Below are 16,591 nucleotides of genomic sequence, written 5' to 3' on the forward strand. Positions count from 1 at the left end.
TGCGGGACGGGGCAGCGCCGTGCAGCTGCGGAATCGGACGCGATCGCAGCTTAAATCGACCAGAAAAGTGTCTTGACTGATGGGTCCACTTTACTCATCAGGCAGACGCGTCATACCCTCGTCCAGCCCCGCAAACTTACGAAACAGCGGCACGTCATACAGGGCCTCTTCCATCGCCGGGTCTGACAGACCAAACCACTGCTGCATGAAGTGAATCTGCAGCATCGTCGCAATCGGAAACGGCGGCCTTCCAGTCCTACCCTTTGAATAGTGCGGTTCGATCAACGCCATCAACCTCGACCATGGCACCACGCGCCTCATCTCATCAAGATATTCCCGCTTACGCGTGCGTTTCATTGACAGATCAAGACCAAGACCAAGTTGCGTCATCGAACCTCTCCCTGATTAACTATGCTTCTTCCAAGATAGTCCACTTACACTTCAACACTAGGAGTTTTGCAGACCTTCCCTAGCAGTTCGATGATCAATGGTTTTGGCGGTTCAGGAGATTTCGCCCGGAACGGCTTTCTCTCACGTTTCGTTACACCAGGTACAGCCAAGAACGGTACGCTCTCCTGCATCGTACCGATGGTGAGTCATATTGATCACACCGAGCATGACGTAGCCGTTGTCGTCACGGAGCAGGGACTTGCAGATTTACGCGGCTTATCACCCAAGCAACGGGCGCGTGCCGTGATCAATGATTGCGCGCATCCGGACTATAGTCCGCATCTGCAGGAGCACTTTGAACGGGCGTTGCATGCGAATGCCGGCAAGCACACGCCTCACCTGCTCGGCGAGGCCCTGTCCTTGCATGATCGGGTTGTCGCATCCGGCCACATGAAACGCTGATTGCGTGGCCTCGCGCACGACATGAGGTTAGTGCTCCTTGCAGACAATGGCAGTAGCGACGAGAGGGACGACCTCTCGCACGACAGCATTGCTGCCCCCCTCACGTACGCGGGCTTCAACCTGATCTGTGGGGCCGGCGACTACCACGCCATATAACGACCCTGCCTGCGTGTCGTCGATTCCCTGTTTGAACATGGCATCGTTGAGTTCATATCCGACGACGGCGTGGACGGGAAAGCCGAATGCAGTGAGCTCGCTGCCTTGCGCCGGCCGGAACGCGTTGACGGAGTTCGCTGCAATATGCGTTGGCTCCGGGGTGATGTCGTTGTCGTTGATGAGACCGGCGATGAATGCATGCGCGTTCGAATTACATGCAAACAGCGGATCCAGCGGATGCGCGTACGACGGCATCGGATGGAGCGCCATACTCAGTCCATAGAGCGTGGCTATCATAGTGAGAAGGCGTTTGTTCATGGCAGTGTCGCGTTGACCTTTTTCGATCGATATCTGAAGAATATCGACGGATTTCGCGCATGAAAAGAGCGCGAAATCGCAAGATTTTGTCGTCAGCATTGCAACAATGCATCTGGGGCAGCGTCTGCCGCTCAACGTATGCGCCGCGGCTCGCCTAGGTTGCCGTGGCGAAGAAGGTGCTCTGGATCTAATCCAATGCGTGGCATCCAAACCCCAGAAAACAGCCCCGGCCGATACGACCGGGTACATACCGTCTGCTGAAAGGCCGCGCCGTTACGGGCAGCCCCGCCACCACGGAGTTCTGCTGAACTGTCAATTCAGGTCAGAGCGACACGATCTGTTGTAATAGTTCCAGCGCTTTCATCTCATCCAGGCGCCCGGTCCGAGCTTTTCCTGCGAGCGTCTTGATCAGCGCTTCGGCTATAGGTGCGATGCCTATCAGATCGTCCAGGCTCGTCACGGGAGCAGAACGGCGCGGCTCCACAATGACCTCTGTGACAGAGGCCGGCGCAGGCTGCGGGTGAGAGGCGGACGCCGGGACATCGTTATCAACAGTTTCCCGGATCGCCAGATCGGGGGGGCGGCGGGCGTACTGGTTCCACTTGCTTCACGACTGCCTTCGTCACGGCGGCGTCGCTGGCGTGATGCGGCTCGGACGGTTGGGCGTATCGCTCGCTCGCTCGCGGTTTTCGCCTTCTTACCCGCGGACTTTCCTGCCACCGCCGCTTGCGGCCTTATCGCAGCCGATAGCTCCTGTCGATCAGATGCAGGTCGACCCGACTGCGGATCAAGCAGAGCCGACACCGACTGCGGAATGTCCGTGACTGCACGCGGAATTTCCAGCCAGGCAGTTGGTAACGGTTGTGTCGCGATAACGGCGGCAAGGCAAGAAAATTCCGCGAAGATAAGGAGTCCTTATACCACCAACGAATAGAACTGATCGGGAGCGGTTCGGGTGACGCCGCTGTCCTTCATCTGGCCTTTCCTGATCATATGCATCGTCTCAATGCCTGACAGGATGATCCGGGCACACCGGAAATCCTTGAAGCCCATCATAGGCCTGGTTCGGCGTTTGATCGGCCGATGATCCTGCTCTACGATGTTGTTCAGATTTGTGATCGTATGTGCCGGCGCCGCCGCAGCGCCGGCCACCGAGGGTGGCAACTTCATGGCGGTATTGACCAGTCACGGCAGCGTGCTGTCCGCTATCGCGCTGATTTTCGGGCTTTGTCGCGGTAAGGTTAGAGGGGCGACCGAGATCGGTATGCGAAGTACTGCTTATATTGCGAGATCGTAGAATTGATCAGCGGCGGACGGATGGGTTCCGCGAGCGCACGTCATCTGTCCTTTGGTGATCATATGCATCAGTTCGATGCCGGCCAGAAGGATCCGGGCACAGCGAAAAGTCTTGAACCCCAGCATGGGTCGCGTGCGGCGCTTGATCGCCCGATGGTCCTGCTCGATCAGGTTATTGAGATATTTGGACTGGCGGATCCTGATGGGCGCTTCACTATCGGCATTGATCGCTTCGAGCGCGGCGAGATTGGCGCTGCTTTTGTCGATGGTCACCGTCTCGGGCACGCCATTCCGGGCGATCGATTTCTCAAGGTAACGTCGGGCTGCGGTCTTGTCCCGATGTGCGCGGAGCAGAAAGTCAATGGTGTTGCCGTCCTTGTCGACGGCCCGGTAAAGACACCGCCATTCGCCCTTGACGCGGATGTACGTCTCGTCCATCCGCCAGCTCTTGCCAACCGGCCGCTTGCGGAGGCGAAACGCTTTCTCCAGCACCGGCAACAGCTTGATGGCCCAGCGGTGCACAGTCGAATGATCGAGCGAGACGCCGCGCTCAGCCATCATGTCTTCAAGGTTCCGCAGGCTCAGCGGATAAGCCACGTACCAGCGCACGCAAGTCAGGATCACCTCGAGCGGATAATGCAGGCGTTTGAGCACTCGGGCCACCGCCGGATTCAACGTCTTCATCGAGCTTTCAGTCGTTCGTGTCGTTCCGCACATCATAGCGGACCGCCTTACTGCAACAGAACCGCCTGCTGACCCGCCGGCGTCTCGAAACGCACTTCAAAGCCGCGCTGGCGCGGCGGCCGTACCTCGCGCACCAGATCCCCCAACGCGGTGCGACTGCCCAGATATCCCATCGTCCGGATCTCCCTTAGCACGCGCTCGATACTCAGTTCAGGGAAGGCACGCACCCGCCCGGTCACATAGCTGACGAATGGGTCGACTACACACGGTCGCGCTGCTCGTGGGCCGTATCGCGGCACCTGAACGCCTTTCCTGATGTACTTGCGAACGGTCTTGCGATCCATGCCAAGCCGGGCGGCAATGGCCCAGACGCTTAGTCCCTGCCGATGCAGTTCAAAAATTGTCATCACATCTCCCAGATCGATCATCGACGTCCCCGTCAGCGTGGGCTTGAACGGGACTATCGTCGGCGATCAGACGCTGAGATGCGCGACTACGCCGCGCACCTCATCCTTCGACCAACTGGGGATTTTTACTTCGACGAATGGGATTATTCATCCGACAGCGACAGCATCGCTACGTCTTTACTGTCTTTGCAGTAGAGAAAGATGTGCTGCCGGTCGGTCCCGATACTTCTGCGGCGGTCGTTGGCTTCAATCTCAACTTCAGCACGCTCGCTAAGGCTACACGGGTGGGGCTGTTCAAGCTGTAAGGCCGTGCCCCGCGCCCTCTAGTCGGTTGATAGCAAGCCTTCCCGTTCCGGCCCATTAGGCGCAAAAAGGAAGACATGGATCGTCGATGCGATACGCCGTGCACCGTGGAGCACAACTCACTGGCCGGTGCCTCGTCGCAAGGTGCCAGTAGATTGAAGCTATGGAAGTGCGACTCGCGAAGAGCAATACGTATCTTAAGCGTCGATCGACGACATTTAGACCGGGTTGACGATATCGACTGCGCGGCGGACATGCAACGAATGCAGTCTTCAAAAACAGCAAGTAGCCGGACCAATGTCAATGTGGGAACGGTGGCAAAGTCCGAATCGCTGTGCATGAGATGCCGGCTTGGATGACCGGCCACCAGCCTTGCACGATCCTGCGATTCGCTTCATTCCTTAGTGGAGAGTGCGCTATCCGAGTACCGCCGTTTCTGGACCTCGGGTGCCGAGGAATCGGTCCTTCGGAACAAGGAGTTGTGGGAAGGTACTGAGCACAAGACGCAAAGACCTTGCCTTCAAGGAGGATGTTCTCTGCGTTGGTCCATTCACCATTTGATTTGGTGCTTTTCCTCAGTTTCGCGATGTCGTCGATCATCGTCAATGTGGAGGTACTGACTCGTCGTCGTGAGCGAGGCGTGACCCAGATTGTCGCGGATTAACCGAATGTCCACCTGCTGATCGGCCATGTGTGAACCCGCACTATGCCGGAGCCAGTGGGCTGACGCCTTTTCGAGGCGGTTCGCGCGCTTATCATTCGAAGCAGCGCCTGCCCGTAATGTATTCGCCGCACCCGCGAAAACCTCCTTCACAATCTTGTGGAGCGCAGCGCGGGTCAGGGGCTTGCGCGCCTCGCCGACTGGCAGTACCAGGGGCGTGTCCTCACCGGGTAAGGGGAGGGCGGACAGATCGTGTGCGCAGCGGTAGCGCGTGAGCTCCGTCATCATCTCGGCTGTCGCCGGCACCAGTCGCTCACGGTCACCCTTGCCGGTCACCTCGAGCCACCAGCGATCGCGCCCGGCGGCATCGCGCCGGCTGAAGAACCGTCCCATGGTGTTGGCACTGACCTCCGTGATACGCAATCCGCCCAGATAGAGAAGGGTAAAGAGCCAGCGCACACGGTCGTAGTGAAAGCGCTCACGCGCCGTCTCGCGCGGCATCGATTCGATGTAGTTCTTGACCTCCTGCCACAGTTCCGGCTCAAGGTACCGGGTGATCCGCGGCGGGGCCTTGCGCGCCCGCTGGCGCGACAGGGATAGCGGATTACCGGCGAGATAGCCGGCCTGGACGAGCCACGCGAACATCACATTGAGGATCACCATCGCCTGCCGCTGGCTGGCGGGGGAGAGGGACCCGTAGAAAGGGCGCCAGCGGCCGTCGCTTCGCGGATGTTTCCGGCCGCCCCCTGCGACCCAGACGCCTGACGGCTGTGGATCGGCGAGGAAGTGCTGGTAGGCCAGCAGGTCTTCGTGGGTGAGCGAGGAGAGCGGTTTGCGCAGCTGGACGATCGACCAGAGCAACAGGCGCTCGGCTTCCTTGCGGTAGTTTTCGAAAGTGGTTTTCGTGTCGGTGAATCGCGCGAGCCACGCGCGGAGCGCGTCAAGGTCGTTCGTCGCCGCGATCTGGGCCTGCTGCCCGGTGGCCCGGTTTCTGCCATCCCGTCCGTCCAGCCCGGCAGGGATCGCCAGCGCGTCGAGCGGCGCGGGCACGATCGAGACAGAAGGAGCGACGGATTCGGGCATGGCAAAGGTGAGGCTTAACGGGAGAGAACCTCTGGCTTTAAATTTTCAACATTATAGCCATAATGTCAAAATTTCAAGCCTTGTGAATTAGATAATTGGCGGTTTACGTTGTATTATTTATTAAATCTCAGCAAAACCGCCCCATGTCCGACGTTCAGCCCGATGAAGTCCGCCTTGCCGCTGAAATCGACCGCCTGAAGGTCGATTTCCCCAAGACCCGTGAGCTGTACCGCGAGGTCTGCGCGCTGCTGTTCTTCCGCTTTGGTATCACGCCGACCGCCAACCGGCTGTACCAGCTGGTGAAGCGCGGCAGCATGAGCACACCAACTCAGGTCCTCGGCGAGTTCTGGGTTGAATTGCGCGAGAAGAGCCGGGTGCGGATCGAGCGCCCGGACCTGCCGGCGGACTTGCAGGCGGCCGCCGGCGAACTGGTCGCGGCGCTGTGGACGAAGTCCACCACATCAGCCCAGGCGGCGCTCGACACACTGCGGGTCGAGGTGGAAGCGGAGAGGGCCGCTGCGCAGGACGCGGTTTCATCGCTAAAGGCCGAACTCGCGCGGACCGAAACCGCGCTCGAGCAGCGCACCGCCGCCCTGCTCGCCGCGCAGGTGCGCATTCAGGAACTGGAACAGGTGCAGGCCTCGGCTGAGGCCACACGTCACGCGCTGGAAGCGGAGCGCGTCCGGATACAGGATGAAATCGGCGTCCGCGACCGCGCACTGGTGCAGGCGAGGGCGGATTTCTCGGGTGAACTCGGCAAACTGCGGAGTGGCACTGAACTCGCGGAAGAGCGGTTGCGGGCGGCCGAGAAGCGGGCGCTGCTTGAAATCGAGCGTGAACGGGTCAGCAGCGCCCGAACCCAGAAGGAGCTCGACACGGCGACGCGCCGCGCGGAGCAGGGGGAGGCGCGTCACCGCAGCGAGTTGCTAGCCATGCAGGCGCAGCTCGCCGATGCGCGGCACCAGACCGGTCTCCTCGAGGGCAACCTCGTGGCCGTGCGTGAGCAGAGTGCCGGCTACGCGCGTGAGCTCGGGCTGCTGCGACAGCGGATGACCGCGACGACTGCACCGCGCAGTCCAGGTCGCAAGGGTACACCGGTCACGGTGCCTGCCCGGAAAGCGCCGCGCGCGGCCCGCAAGGCGGCGTCGGCGAAGAAGGCGGGATAAGCGGATGCCCGCTCGCGAGCGGGCATGGACTGCGGACCTCGCATCTGCCCAAACTTTTATGTACAGCCGCCTGCGGCCCCAAGCCTTTGCTATCGCGAGCGAGATTGGAGACTGCGCATAACAACTTTCGGCCGATAATAAATCTTGTACTAAACCGCTGAAGCGGTAGTGGGAGGGTAGCGAAGGCGAGTGGCTGACGTTGCATGAGGACGGTTGTCTGGAGCTGGAACGTACCGAGCCGGCGAGCGGGCCACGAGGAGCAGCATGGAGGTGCCCGACCGGGCATGCCATCCACTGTTTCCTGGAGGTCCGCCATGACACCGCTCCGCCAACGCATGCTGCACGACATGCAGATCCGCAACCTCGCAGACAACACCCAAACCTCGTATCTGCTGCAGGTTTCGAGTTTCGCCCGGCACTTCCGCCGTTCGCCTGAGCTACTCGGCCCCGAAGAGATCAGGGCCTGGCTCGTCCATCTTCGTGAGGAACGCAAGCTGGCCCCCGGCAGCCTTGGTCCAACGATCGGCGCACTGCGCTTCCTCTACCGCGTGACGCTCAAGCGACCCTGGAGCGACGAGGATTTTCCGTTGCCGAAGAAGCCGTTCAGACTACCGGTCGTCCTGAGCCTGGAGGAAATCACCATCTTCTTCGAGTCGATCACCAGTCTCAAGCAGCGCACCATCCTGATGACCGCGTACGCGGCCGGGCTGCGCGTGTCGGAAGCCGTGCACCTTAAGGTCACCGATATCGATAGCCAGCGCATGGTGATCCGCGTGAACCAGGGTAAGAATCGTAAGGATCGCTACGTGATGCTGTCGCCGCGGCTGCTCGAGATCCTGCGACTCTACTGGCACGACGCTCATCCCAGGGAGTGGCTATTTCCGGGCGACATCCCCGGGCACCCCATCACCCGGTCCGCAGTAGCGCTGGCTTGCCGCATCGCGCGCCAGCGCAGCGGCATCCAGAAACCCATCACGCCGCATTCGCTGCGGCACGCCTTCGCCACGCATCTGCTTGAGACCGGCACCGATGTACGCAGGATCCAGCTGCTGATGGGGCATCGCAGCCTTTCGACCACGGCCAAGCACTTAAAAGTGGCAACCAGCATCATCTGTGCAACCTCCAGCCCCTTTGATCTGCTGCCGCACCTCGAGCCGGTGCAGCCTCCGCCCAGTCCGCCCGACTATTTCTGAACACGGTCATGCGTGGGGCACTCGAGGTGGCGGACATCTTCCACCGCTGCGGCTCGCAGTACCGGCTAACGCATGCCGGTGTGCTCAGTCGCGCCCAACGGCGCGTGATGAGCGCGATCGAACTGTGCCGCACCGCTGCACTCGGCGGCCATGTCGAACAGTGCGATGCCTGCGGCCATCAGCGCATCGCCTTCAACTCGTGTCGCAATCGCCATTGTCCCAGGTGCCAGTCGCTTGCCCGCGCCCAATGGCTTGAACACCGCCAGGCCGAACTGCTTCCCGAGGTCGAGTACTTCCATGTGGTCTTTACTCTCCCCGAGCCAATCGCGACGATCGCCTACCAGAACAAGAAAGTGCTTTACGATATCCTGTTTCGCACCAGTGCCGACACCCTGCGCACGATCGCCGCCGATCCGAAACACCTCGGTGCCGAGATCGGCTTCATCACGGTTCTGCACACCTGGGGGCAGAACCTGCTGCATCATCCTCATGTGCACTGCGTGGTGCCCGGTGGCGGCATCGCCCCGGACGGCGAGCACTGGATCGCCTGTCGCCCCGGCTTCTTCCTGCCCGTGCGGGTGCTCTCACGGCTGTTCCGGCGTTTGTTTCTCCAACAGCTGCGCCGTGCCTTCGACACCGGTGCACTGCATTTTTACGGCAAGCTTGAACCGCTTGCCCAACCACAGGCGTTCTCCGCCTTTCTCGCGCCGGCCGCACAGACGGAGTGGGTGGTCTATGCGAAGCCTCCCTTCGGCGACGCCCGGCACGTACTCGACTATCTGGGCCGCTACACCCATCGCGTCGCTATCTCCAACAACCGGCTGATGCGCTTCGACGGCAACGATGTCACGTTTCGATGGAAAGACTATAAACACGGCGCCGCGTACAAGACCATGACGCTCAGAGCCGATGAATTCATCCGTCGTTTCCTGCTGCATGTGCTGCCTGACGGGTTCAAGCACATTCGCAGTTACGGCCTGCTCGCCAATCGCCACCGCGCAGCCAGGCTTGCCACCTGCCGCCGGCTACTCGGTGGCGTCGCCCCCGCGCAAGAAACATCCAGCTTAACGGAAGACTACCGTGACCGTTACCAGCGACTCACCGGCCGGTCATTACGCGATTGCCCCGCGTGCGGCAAGGGCCACATGGTGTGCATCGAAACCTTTCTGCCCGGCGCACTGCCGCGCGCACCGCCACACATTCACCATGCTCACTGATCCGCTTTGGCACGACTACCGATCACGTTTCCATTCATTCCCGGTGGCGACGCGCCCGGGCTTGCGTCATCGAGTCTTCGCCGTATACCAACGACCCGGAATTTGCGTCATTCATCTCGCCAGGACCACGTCTGCACCACCGTCGCGCGACCGTCGACTTCGCCTCATCGTAGCCCGGTGCCCCGTCAACGCGTGTGGAGCGTGCTGGATGACCGCATCGACGATTCAATGCCCATAGCACGACCGCCTGCGGAGCGGTTCAGCACAAACGGTTTTTTGGTTACCGATTGCGGTCCAACCTGTACGGACTCGCTTATACGTCTGTAGCCGCAATCGCTAACCAAAAAACCCTCTGCCAAATGTGTTGCAGCACATTTCACCTATCTGCATAGCGACGAAGTGCAGAGAGCCCGGCAGTTCGATCAGGCGTTTGGTACGGGTGATTTCAAGCGGTAGCCTCCCGGCATCTCCCGATGTTGGTCCGCAGGAAGGGTATCGTCGAATCTTCGGTCAAACTATGAACCGGACAGGCGGGTCGTAGAGTCCGTGCACTCGGCTAGTTCTGGATTCGCGTTGTCCTGTAAGTCCCTGCACGCGAGGCCGTATATCTCAACGGGAAAGGCCACAGGAAAGTCTGCCCCTATGGGGGAGCGCGCTTTTCGCGTAGCTTCTTGAAAATGTTGGTGAGCACATCCGGTTTAGCCAGAACTTCGAGGCGATGACTACCCTTTTCGGCGCCTTGGCAGACGTCGGCGCGGGCCGTTGCAAGGGGCAGCGGCCTATACCCGGATTCGCCCTCGGTGGAACTGAAAATACCCGTGCGCATAGCAGTCGAGGCTGCTGCGGATCGGCATTTCCGCAGTCGATACGATGCTCTGGCAACCACACGTCGAGAACTATGCGGGACAGCGCGGCGAGGGTCCGGGACTGAGTGTGGCGGTACGCGAGAAGCCGCTACTGCGCATTCAGGTCGTAACGTACGATTTCTTCGATCTCACGTTGAATCCGAGACTGGATGCGTTGTATCTCCACATCCGTTGAGCCTGCAGTGTAGGCGTAGATGAACAAAGTCAACGGATGTATGCCGATGTCGTTGGCGATACTTTCCAGCTTGTCGAGCGTCGGACTTTGCAATCCTCTTTCCAGCGCACTCAAATAAGTTCGGCTGGTTGCGCCCATCGATTCCTGAGATACGTTCTTGTATCGCCGGGCAGCCCTGAGTGCTCGCCCCAAACCGGCTCGAAGTGATTGATTGCTCACGAGGTTCAAATATGAGCAATGTCTTAGTATGCACTCGATAAGGCTACAATCTATAATGTGCAAAATGTAACGTGAGCTTGGTCTTGCTTGGAGCGTTTGTCGGAGATACCGACGCGTGCTCTCCCATCTGATTGCTGTGCGTGGTTCCAGCCAAGGTTTGGCGACGACTGTGCGGGTAGTCGGTGGGCGATGACTCGCGGAGGTGAGGAAGTGCGAACCTGCCAAAGCGACCCTGCAGTGGCGCCCGTTTGGAAGCTCCCTCTCGTAGGGTCCCTCGAAGAGGGACATACGCATGGCGAGCAGTTCCCTAGTTTTAAAAGCGTTGAGGTGGCTGTCGGTATGTTTTTGGCAAGTGAAAGTAACCGTGTGCCTGGGTGGTTAGTGCCGTTTGGCGCTCCGCCGGGCGCAAACGTGTGTTCGGCGATCGAGCAACTGCTTCCGCGGGACGTGCTGATTCTCCGGGTGTCGCGGGCGCGCTCCCGGGCGATCCCGACGATTGTGATGCTGGACCTGACCGCAACCGCTCCGTCACTTGAGCAGTTTGTCGGGGGCGATGTCGTTTTGCGCGACGCCGCTGTGTTGAGTACGCAGCAGGCACGGGAGATCGACCAGTGGACGCTTGATCCACTCAGCGAGATCCGGGTGGGCGCGACCGAGTACGAAGACAGCAGGCAGGGCGAGAGGCTCGTTATGGTTACCCGGTTTACGACAGCTGCGGGGCGTACGTTCTCAGTGCCGTACGCTCTGGCGATGCGTCCAGCGCGTGGTAGGCGGCTCTGGGCTGCGAAAACGCGGGTCGAGCCTGGCGCTTGCTGAGCGACGCTTGGATGGAAATGCAATTACGGCTCCTGCACGTGCCGTTAGCCGCACAGGCAACGGGCGGCGGCCAGTATGCAGCGCGGCTCAGCCGGACCGCGTCTCGAATTCGAGAGGCTCCTCCAAAGGCTTGGCGAGGTACATCAATCGCTTCCGGAAGAGCGGCTGCGAAGCCGTATCAGATTCGAGCAATCAGCCTCGCAAGAGCGTGCGACCTGGCTGACCAGGAGGGCGGATGGCCATGTCTGGTCAGCTAAGCGATGCCGCGCAGCGCTAGAGTACGGGTACAGGACGTGCACGTTCTTGCCACCAATCGTATTTGCCGAACGTCGCACTGATCAAGCTTGCGTTCGTACCGGGTGTGTGGGAGGGGGCTGTAGTGATGTCTGTTCGCAGGAACCGTTCGCGAAACTCGATCCAACTTGTCCAACTTCTCATGGACTTTGCGCCCCGCGGCGAGCCGATGGACCTAACATTACTCGCGCAGTTCGGGGTGGGAGCGGACGATGCGTCGTCTCTGGTCGCAGCAGGCTGGCTACGACAACTTGCTGGGGGCGCATTCCTTCTTCGAGGTGACACCCCGACTACGGACGGCACGGTCGCCTTTCTGGCCCGGAAAGTTCCTGGGCTACACGTGGGCGGGAAAGCCGCGTTGGACATGCAGGGCGTGCGATATCACCTGTATGCCCGGCCGCGGGTGAATCTGTGGGGCGATGTGCCCCAGGATTTTCCGGGATGGGTGAGGGAACTGCTCCTGCCGACTTACGAGCATGAGCGTCTCTTCAATGAAGGACTAAAGCCGGGCTACGCGGTTTCCCCGTTACCGACGCGCAATCCCGGAATGCCCGTATCAGCTCCCGAGCGCACCATCCTCGAGCATTTGGCCGTTTCGGTGCGGTCCGAAATGCTGCGTGATGGCAATGCCAGTCTCGTCGCAATGTTGCGCAATTTCCGCCTGAACGTTCTACAGGAACTCGCTGGCCATTGCGTGCGCAGGGACGTCGTTTGGGCACTCAAGTTCCTTGGCGAGGACGAGAACTTTGCGTGGGCGAAGGAGTTGGAGTGCTGAGCCACTTTTCACGGTGAAAACACGCGAAAGCCTTCACGCAAGGCGCGCATGCAGACACGCAGTCAACAAAGGGACTACAGCACCTATCTCCGGTTCACCTCGCAATCGGTCACTATTGCGTTTTGTCTCGCTTTACCACGGCTGGCAGCCAGCAGTCACTCCGAATCGAAGAAGACTATGATTGCTGTGAGTGCATGCGGGGAAGGAGGCGAATCTTGGCGACGTACAAGGAACTCAAGGCACAGATGGCCGTACTCGAGGAGCAGGCCGCAATGGCACGTGCGGCAGAATTTGATGAGGTCCTCGCGGACATTAGGCTCAAGATTGCAGAATACGGATTTACTGCGCGTGACATTTTTGGACGCGCTCGGGGCGCGCGCACCACTTCAGTCGGGGGTGTCGTGCCCGCCAAATATCGCGACCCCAAATCGGGCGCGACATGGTCCGGCAGGGGGCGTGCGCCCAGTTGGATCAAGGACGTGAAAAACCGCAACAGGTATCTGACCAGCGACTAAGCTTAAGCGTCGAATTGCGAACCGTAAGCGGGCCTCGAAGCATACTTCTCGCTGCCTAGCACACTACCGTCCGGGTATTACCACGCTGAATAAAAATCACCATCAATTGCGTGCCTCGGCTACAGGGAGGAGTCGTCAGGATCTTGTCGGCACGCTGGTCTGTTTTTCCACTGGTCGACTCCCGCCCAGATCCATGAGCCGGCTGGCAACGATCTATCGATACTAGCTTTCGTGCGCGGTCGATCCAGACCTTCGCGCGATGATAGCGCTGCCGTACCTGTCAGCGCATGCTGTACAACTCGTTGCGGGCTACGTTGAGTGTATCACCGTGCTCGACGACTATCCGAACCGGGATCACCAGTTCGACGACGTTCGGCAGATTGGATGCATGGACCTTGAGGCGAATGACGCCAGATGCCTCCCCCACGGATGCAGGGTCCGGCCGAAATGCTATTTCCAGCTGATAGGGTTCATGCTGGTGCCGGAACTCTTCGCATTCCAGCGTCCATTCCTTTGCCTCGGTAGTCGGGCGATTCGGCTTCCAGTAGAAACTGCCGGGGTCGTAGCGCCGCTCGCCGAGGATGGCGGAGATGTCAGCAGCAATACCGCGCCCTTCACGCGGAGCAAAAAAGTCGGGAACGGCCGTCATCCGCATGAAGCGATCTGCGACGTTCACGTACGCGCCAGACGGTGGCGCGGGTGGTGCGGTGAGCAGTGGCATTGCATTTTCGTTGTCGTCATCGCGCTCTTTCGCGAGTGCACCGAAGATTAGTGAGCCTTGCGCCTCAACGGCTAGCAGCAAGTTCTTCGCCGGCTGTTGTCCCCTGTTTTCAAGCATAACCTTAATTCTTGAATTCAGACCAACGTTTAGTCGGTGATGGATGTTTGCCAGCTCGGATCTAATCTGTTGTAGCCACTCTGGGTAGGCCTTCTTCTGGTAATGATCAACTGCCTGTGCGCTGGCAGGCTCCCATTGATCGAATTGGCGACCCAGTGTGGCAGCTAGCGCGAATATTCCGGCATCCTCTCGAGCGGGAGGCTCCTTGGGAAAGCTTGTTTCCATCGGAACTTGCGTCCGGATCACGTCCATAAGAGCGTCAATCTCGATGTCGCTTAGTTCCGGAAACAGCAGAACCGTTGCGGAAACCCGATTGTCTGGTGTGTCGGGAAGGACGAAGACGGGCTCTGGTTGCTGACTCCGCAAAGCTTGAACCTGGTTGCGCAATTCGTCGATCGTCTTGTCCCGATCGTCCTTTTCAGGGGGGAGCATCCATTCTTGTGGCGGTCGCCGGAAAGGCAGGCGCTGCGATTTTGCTGTTGTAAGCGCAGCTGTGTCGTTCGACAAAAACGTTACCGTCGTGCCGGTGTGCTGTCGCTGCACCTTCAGCGCTTCCGCGACGATCCGGTCATCGGAATTCTCAAGAGCGAGATCTGGAAAGTCTTCCGCCCTGATTTGCGGCATGAGGAGTTCAAGGCTGAGTGTGATGCCCTTGACCTGCGATGTAATTCGATCGTCTGGGGAATCGATGACCTTCGCAAAAAGCCCCCACGCTTTGCGTGCTCTGGACGCTCGGCGGCCATTGCCACCGTCCTTGTGGTGGTCAATTTCCCTCTGGACCGCTCGCGGCACTGCAATCGTTATGGTCTTTTCATCCGAGACCAGCGACCAGTCGAGCATTGTGTAGTCGAAACACTGCAAAAAGAAGTTAGTGTCTGGAACGAAAATTTGCATGACGCGAGCAATTTATGGTGGCTTGGGCTTTGGCGCAACAGCGTAGTCTTTGGGCCGCTTCGCACGACGGCGACGGTCAGTGCAACAGTATCGGTCGGTGCGCGTTGCCGCCGTCGCTCTAGAGCGTATCGGATGCGAGTGTAGGCGATACGGTGGCCGAAGCTACTGAGTCAACCACGTGAGCTGGCTCTACACCTGTTGCTCCTTCGCTTGCGGATGCCTTCGTTCGCCGCTTTCGCGGTTTGGGGCTCGCCTCCGATTGACTGGCGGACTGTTGATCGGTTTCTGAAAGTGGGAGCGGATACACCGTGTCGGTATTGAGTAATCGGCTAGCTGCACCTGCTCGTAATGCTGCTTTTAACAGCACCGGCATGGCGATCAGATCGAGCGTAAGTAGTGTCGCCACCATGATCGGCTCGATGAATCTGAAAACGACGCCGATGAATACCAGTACGACATAGGGGGCGATGACAAGCAGCATCAAGAAATGAAAGAGTTGTTGAAGAGACAGCCAGGGCTTGGTTCTAGCGTCTTTAAAGCATCTCTCTTGAGGATGGAGTTTGACGTGCGCACCTGCCTGCTGAATGTTGCGAAGCAGTGTCAGTGGACTGTCACGCTCAAGCGCGAATCGAATGGCGTCGCCGGGTAGCTCGATGCCAAGCATGTCCTTGACAGCGATTTGCAACGCTCCGGAGGAAGCGCTGCGCCAACCGTTCTTCCGGTTCATGATGTCATACATGCGCTTCGTGCGCCCCTGCGACAGTCTCAGATTCCCATTGCGAAATTTCGTCAAGGTGACTCCGAAGACAATCGGAGCAGTAACGACCGACAACACGCCTACTGCAAAATGGCTTCGCGAAATCATGTCGAAGACAGCGGTTATTGTGCTCATACTCGGCTTCTAAAATATACAGGTTTCGTTACTCGACCCGAGGCCGCAATCGAATCATTTAAGGGTATTGGTCCCGGCGAATACCAGGCAGTCACCGCGCATCGGATGCAAGCGCATCGGTGAGGAGTCCAGTGGCAGTGGCGACGAGCGGCAGACCACCAGTACCTCTGAAATCCCGGGCGCCGAACGGAGCGCACGAATTGTTGCGTCGTGTAGTTGCACGCCGCTTGACTCATCGTAGATGAAGACGATGACTTCGCGGTAGCGCTCGGGCGTTTTGAAGTAGGGTACCAGATCTTCCGGCACTTCCTTTTCCATTGCCTTGAAATCACCGGAGGACCGGGCGTACTTCGCTTCGATGAGCAGACACAGACCGGGAATTCCGAAATCCGCGCGGTATGTGGAATGTTCGAATTTTGGCAAGGTGCGTGTGGAGCCAGACAGGTCCATGAAAGCCAGTGAATAGCGCCGACTTTTAGCTATGAATCAGTGGATGCTAGTCGGGCAAATGGGAAGCGGCCTGTTCCGACCCAAAATCAGCCCAGGATGGAAGCTATTTGGGTAACTTCCAGGAAGCCAATTAAGTTCCTCTACAGAGACGCTGACTGTCAGGTTCAGGATTGCATCTTACAAAACGGAACAATGCGTACCGCGATTGTGGAATCGAGCCTGAAAAATTTGACGGAGCAACGAACAGAAGAACTGAAATAACGTTGGTTACCGTAGTTGAACGGCCGTTAGCGCTAAATCTGAAGGACCGCGGTACCAGGCTATGCCTTTTGCATAATGTGCATGCCCTTGACGCTCAATTGAAAAGCACCCGCCTGCATACCAGTCGGGTGCGAGACAGACATTCATGCGAACATCGCACGAGATGCAATATTTCAACTTATACAGTCGGATATTTCATCTTATGCGGTCCATATTTCACTTTATGGTGTAACTCACATCGGTGTGATGGGAGTGAATAA

At 58.9% G+C, this 16,591-nt stretch carries 12 protein-coding genes and 4 pseudogenes; 6 read left to right on the forward strand and 10 right to left on the reverse strand.

Translation table 11 applies throughout. The features are described 5' to 3' along the window. Positions 1 to 93: 93 nt before the first annotated feature. Positions 94 to 390 (reverse strand): annotated as a pseudogene (locus P3T43_RS13305) (transposase); the annotation flags it as partial. A gap of 84 nt (positions 391 to 474) precedes the next feature. On the opposite strand from P3T43_RS13305, the pseudogene P3T43_RS13310 reads away from it, so the two are divergent. Continuing rightward, positions 475 to 852 (forward strand): annotated as a pseudogene (locus P3T43_RS13310) (acetyl-CoA hydrolase/transferase C-terminal domain-containing protein); the annotation flags it as partial. A 27-nt stretch (positions 853 to 879) separates the two neighbouring features. On the opposite strand, the gene P3T43_RS13315 reads toward P3T43_RS13310, so the two are convergent. The 5 genes and pseudogenes from P3T43_RS13315 to P3T43_RS13335 form a co-directional block, all read right to left on the reverse strand. Further along, positions 880 to 1,425 (reverse strand): hypothetical protein, encoded by a 546-nt coding sequence (locus tag P3T43_RS13315; protein WP_429281516.1) that lies wholly within the window; start codon positions 1,423 to 1,425, stop codon positions 880 to 882. 816 nt (positions 1,426 to 2,241) lie between these two features. Then, positions 2,242 to 2,436 (reverse strand): annotated as a pseudogene (locus P3T43_RS13320) (DDE-type integrase/transposase/recombinase); the annotation flags it as partial. A gap of 168 nt (positions 2,437 to 2,604) precedes the next feature. After that, a complete protein-coding gene (locus tag P3T43_RS13325) occupies positions 2,605 to 3,306 on the reverse strand; it encodes an IS6 family transposase (RefSeq protein ID WP_429281517.1) in 702 nt (233 codons plus the stop codon). 62 nt (positions 3,307 to 3,368) lie between these two features. Next, positions 3,369 to 3,734 (reverse strand): annotated as a pseudogene (locus P3T43_RS13330) (helix-turn-helix domain-containing protein); the annotation flags it as partial. A gap of 832 nt (positions 3,735 to 4,566) precedes the next feature. Next, positions 4,567 to 5,760, reverse strand: coding sequence for a tyrosine-type recombinase/integrase (locus P3T43_RS13335; protein ID WP_429281518.1), 1,194 nt, complete (start codon positions 5,758 to 5,760; stop codon positions 4,567 to 4,569). Positions 5,761 to 5,903: 143 nt separating this feature from the next. On the opposite strand from P3T43_RS13335, the gene P3T43_RS13340 reads away from it, so the two are divergent. From P3T43_RS13340 to P3T43_RS13350, 3 genes are all read left to right on the forward strand, one after another. After that, complete coding sequence (locus tag P3T43_RS13340) at positions 5,904 to 6,926, forward strand: DNA-binding protein (protein WP_429281519.1); 1,023 nt, start codon at positions 5,904 to 5,906, stop codon at positions 6,924 to 6,926. 314 nt (positions 6,927 to 7,240) lie between these two features. Continuing rightward, positions 7,241 to 8,119 (forward strand): tyrosine-type recombinase/integrase, encoded by an 879-nt coding sequence (locus tag P3T43_RS13345; RefSeq protein ID WP_429281520.1) that lies wholly within the window; start codon positions 7,241 to 7,243, stop codon positions 8,117 to 8,119. Positions 8,120 to 8,127: 8 nt separating this feature from the next. Continuing rightward, on the forward strand, positions 8,128 to 9,336 hold the full coding sequence (locus P3T43_RS13350) for an IS91 family transposase (RefSeq protein WP_429281521.1): 1,209 nt from the start codon (positions 8,128 to 8,130) through the stop codon (positions 9,334 to 9,336). Positions 9,337 to 10,290: 954 nt separating this feature from the next. On the opposite strand, the gene P3T43_RS13355 is transcribed toward P3T43_RS13350, so the two are convergent. Continuing rightward, entirely contained in the window at positions 10,291 to 10,890 is a 600-nt protein-coding gene (locus P3T43_RS13355; protein WP_429281522.1) for a helix-turn-helix domain-containing protein, read from the reverse strand. 958 nt (positions 10,891 to 11,848) lie between these two features. On the opposite strand from P3T43_RS13355, the gene P3T43_RS13360 reads away from it, so the two are divergent. Together P3T43_RS13360 and P3T43_RS13365 are read left to right on the forward strand one after the other, a co-directional pair. Further along, entirely contained in the window at positions 11,849 to 12,481 is a 633-nt protein-coding gene (locus P3T43_RS13360) for an AbiEi antitoxin N-terminal domain-containing protein (RefSeq protein WP_429281523.1), read from the forward strand. 215 nt (positions 12,482 to 12,696) lie between these two features. Next, positions 12,697 to 12,996, forward strand: a complete 300-nt coding sequence (locus tag P3T43_RS13365) for an H-NS histone family protein (RefSeq protein ID WP_429281524.1) — start codon at positions 12,697 to 12,699, stop codon at positions 12,994 to 12,996. A 280-nt stretch (positions 12,997 to 13,276) separates the two neighbouring features. Here P3T43_RS13365 and P3T43_RS13370 read toward each other — a convergent pair whose 3' ends face one another. The 3 genes from P3T43_RS13370 to P3T43_RS13380 form a co-directional block, all read right to left on the reverse strand. Continuing rightward, positions 13,277 to 14,728, reverse strand: coding sequence for a PIN domain-containing protein (locus P3T43_RS13370; protein WP_429281525.1), 1,452 nt, complete (start codon positions 14,726 to 14,728; stop codon positions 13,277 to 13,279). 118 nt (positions 14,729 to 14,846) lie between these two features. Beyond that, on the reverse strand, positions 14,847 to 15,620 hold the full coding sequence (locus P3T43_RS13375) for a hypothetical protein (protein ID WP_429281526.1): 774 nt from the start codon (positions 15,618 to 15,620) through the stop codon (positions 14,847 to 14,849). 54 nt (positions 15,621 to 15,674) lie between these two features. Continuing rightward, on the reverse strand, positions 15,675 to 16,070 hold the full coding sequence (locus P3T43_RS13380; protein ID WP_429281527.1) for a hypothetical protein: 396 nt from the start codon (positions 16,068 to 16,070) through the stop codon (positions 15,675 to 15,677). Positions 16,071 to 16,591: the final 521 nt, after the last annotated feature.

Origin of the sequence: Paraburkholderia sp. GAS41 (assembly GCF_050436545.1) — a bacterium.
Taxonomy (GTDB): domain Bacteria; phylum Pseudomonadota; class Gammaproteobacteria; order Burkholderiales; family Burkholderiaceae; genus Paraburkholderia.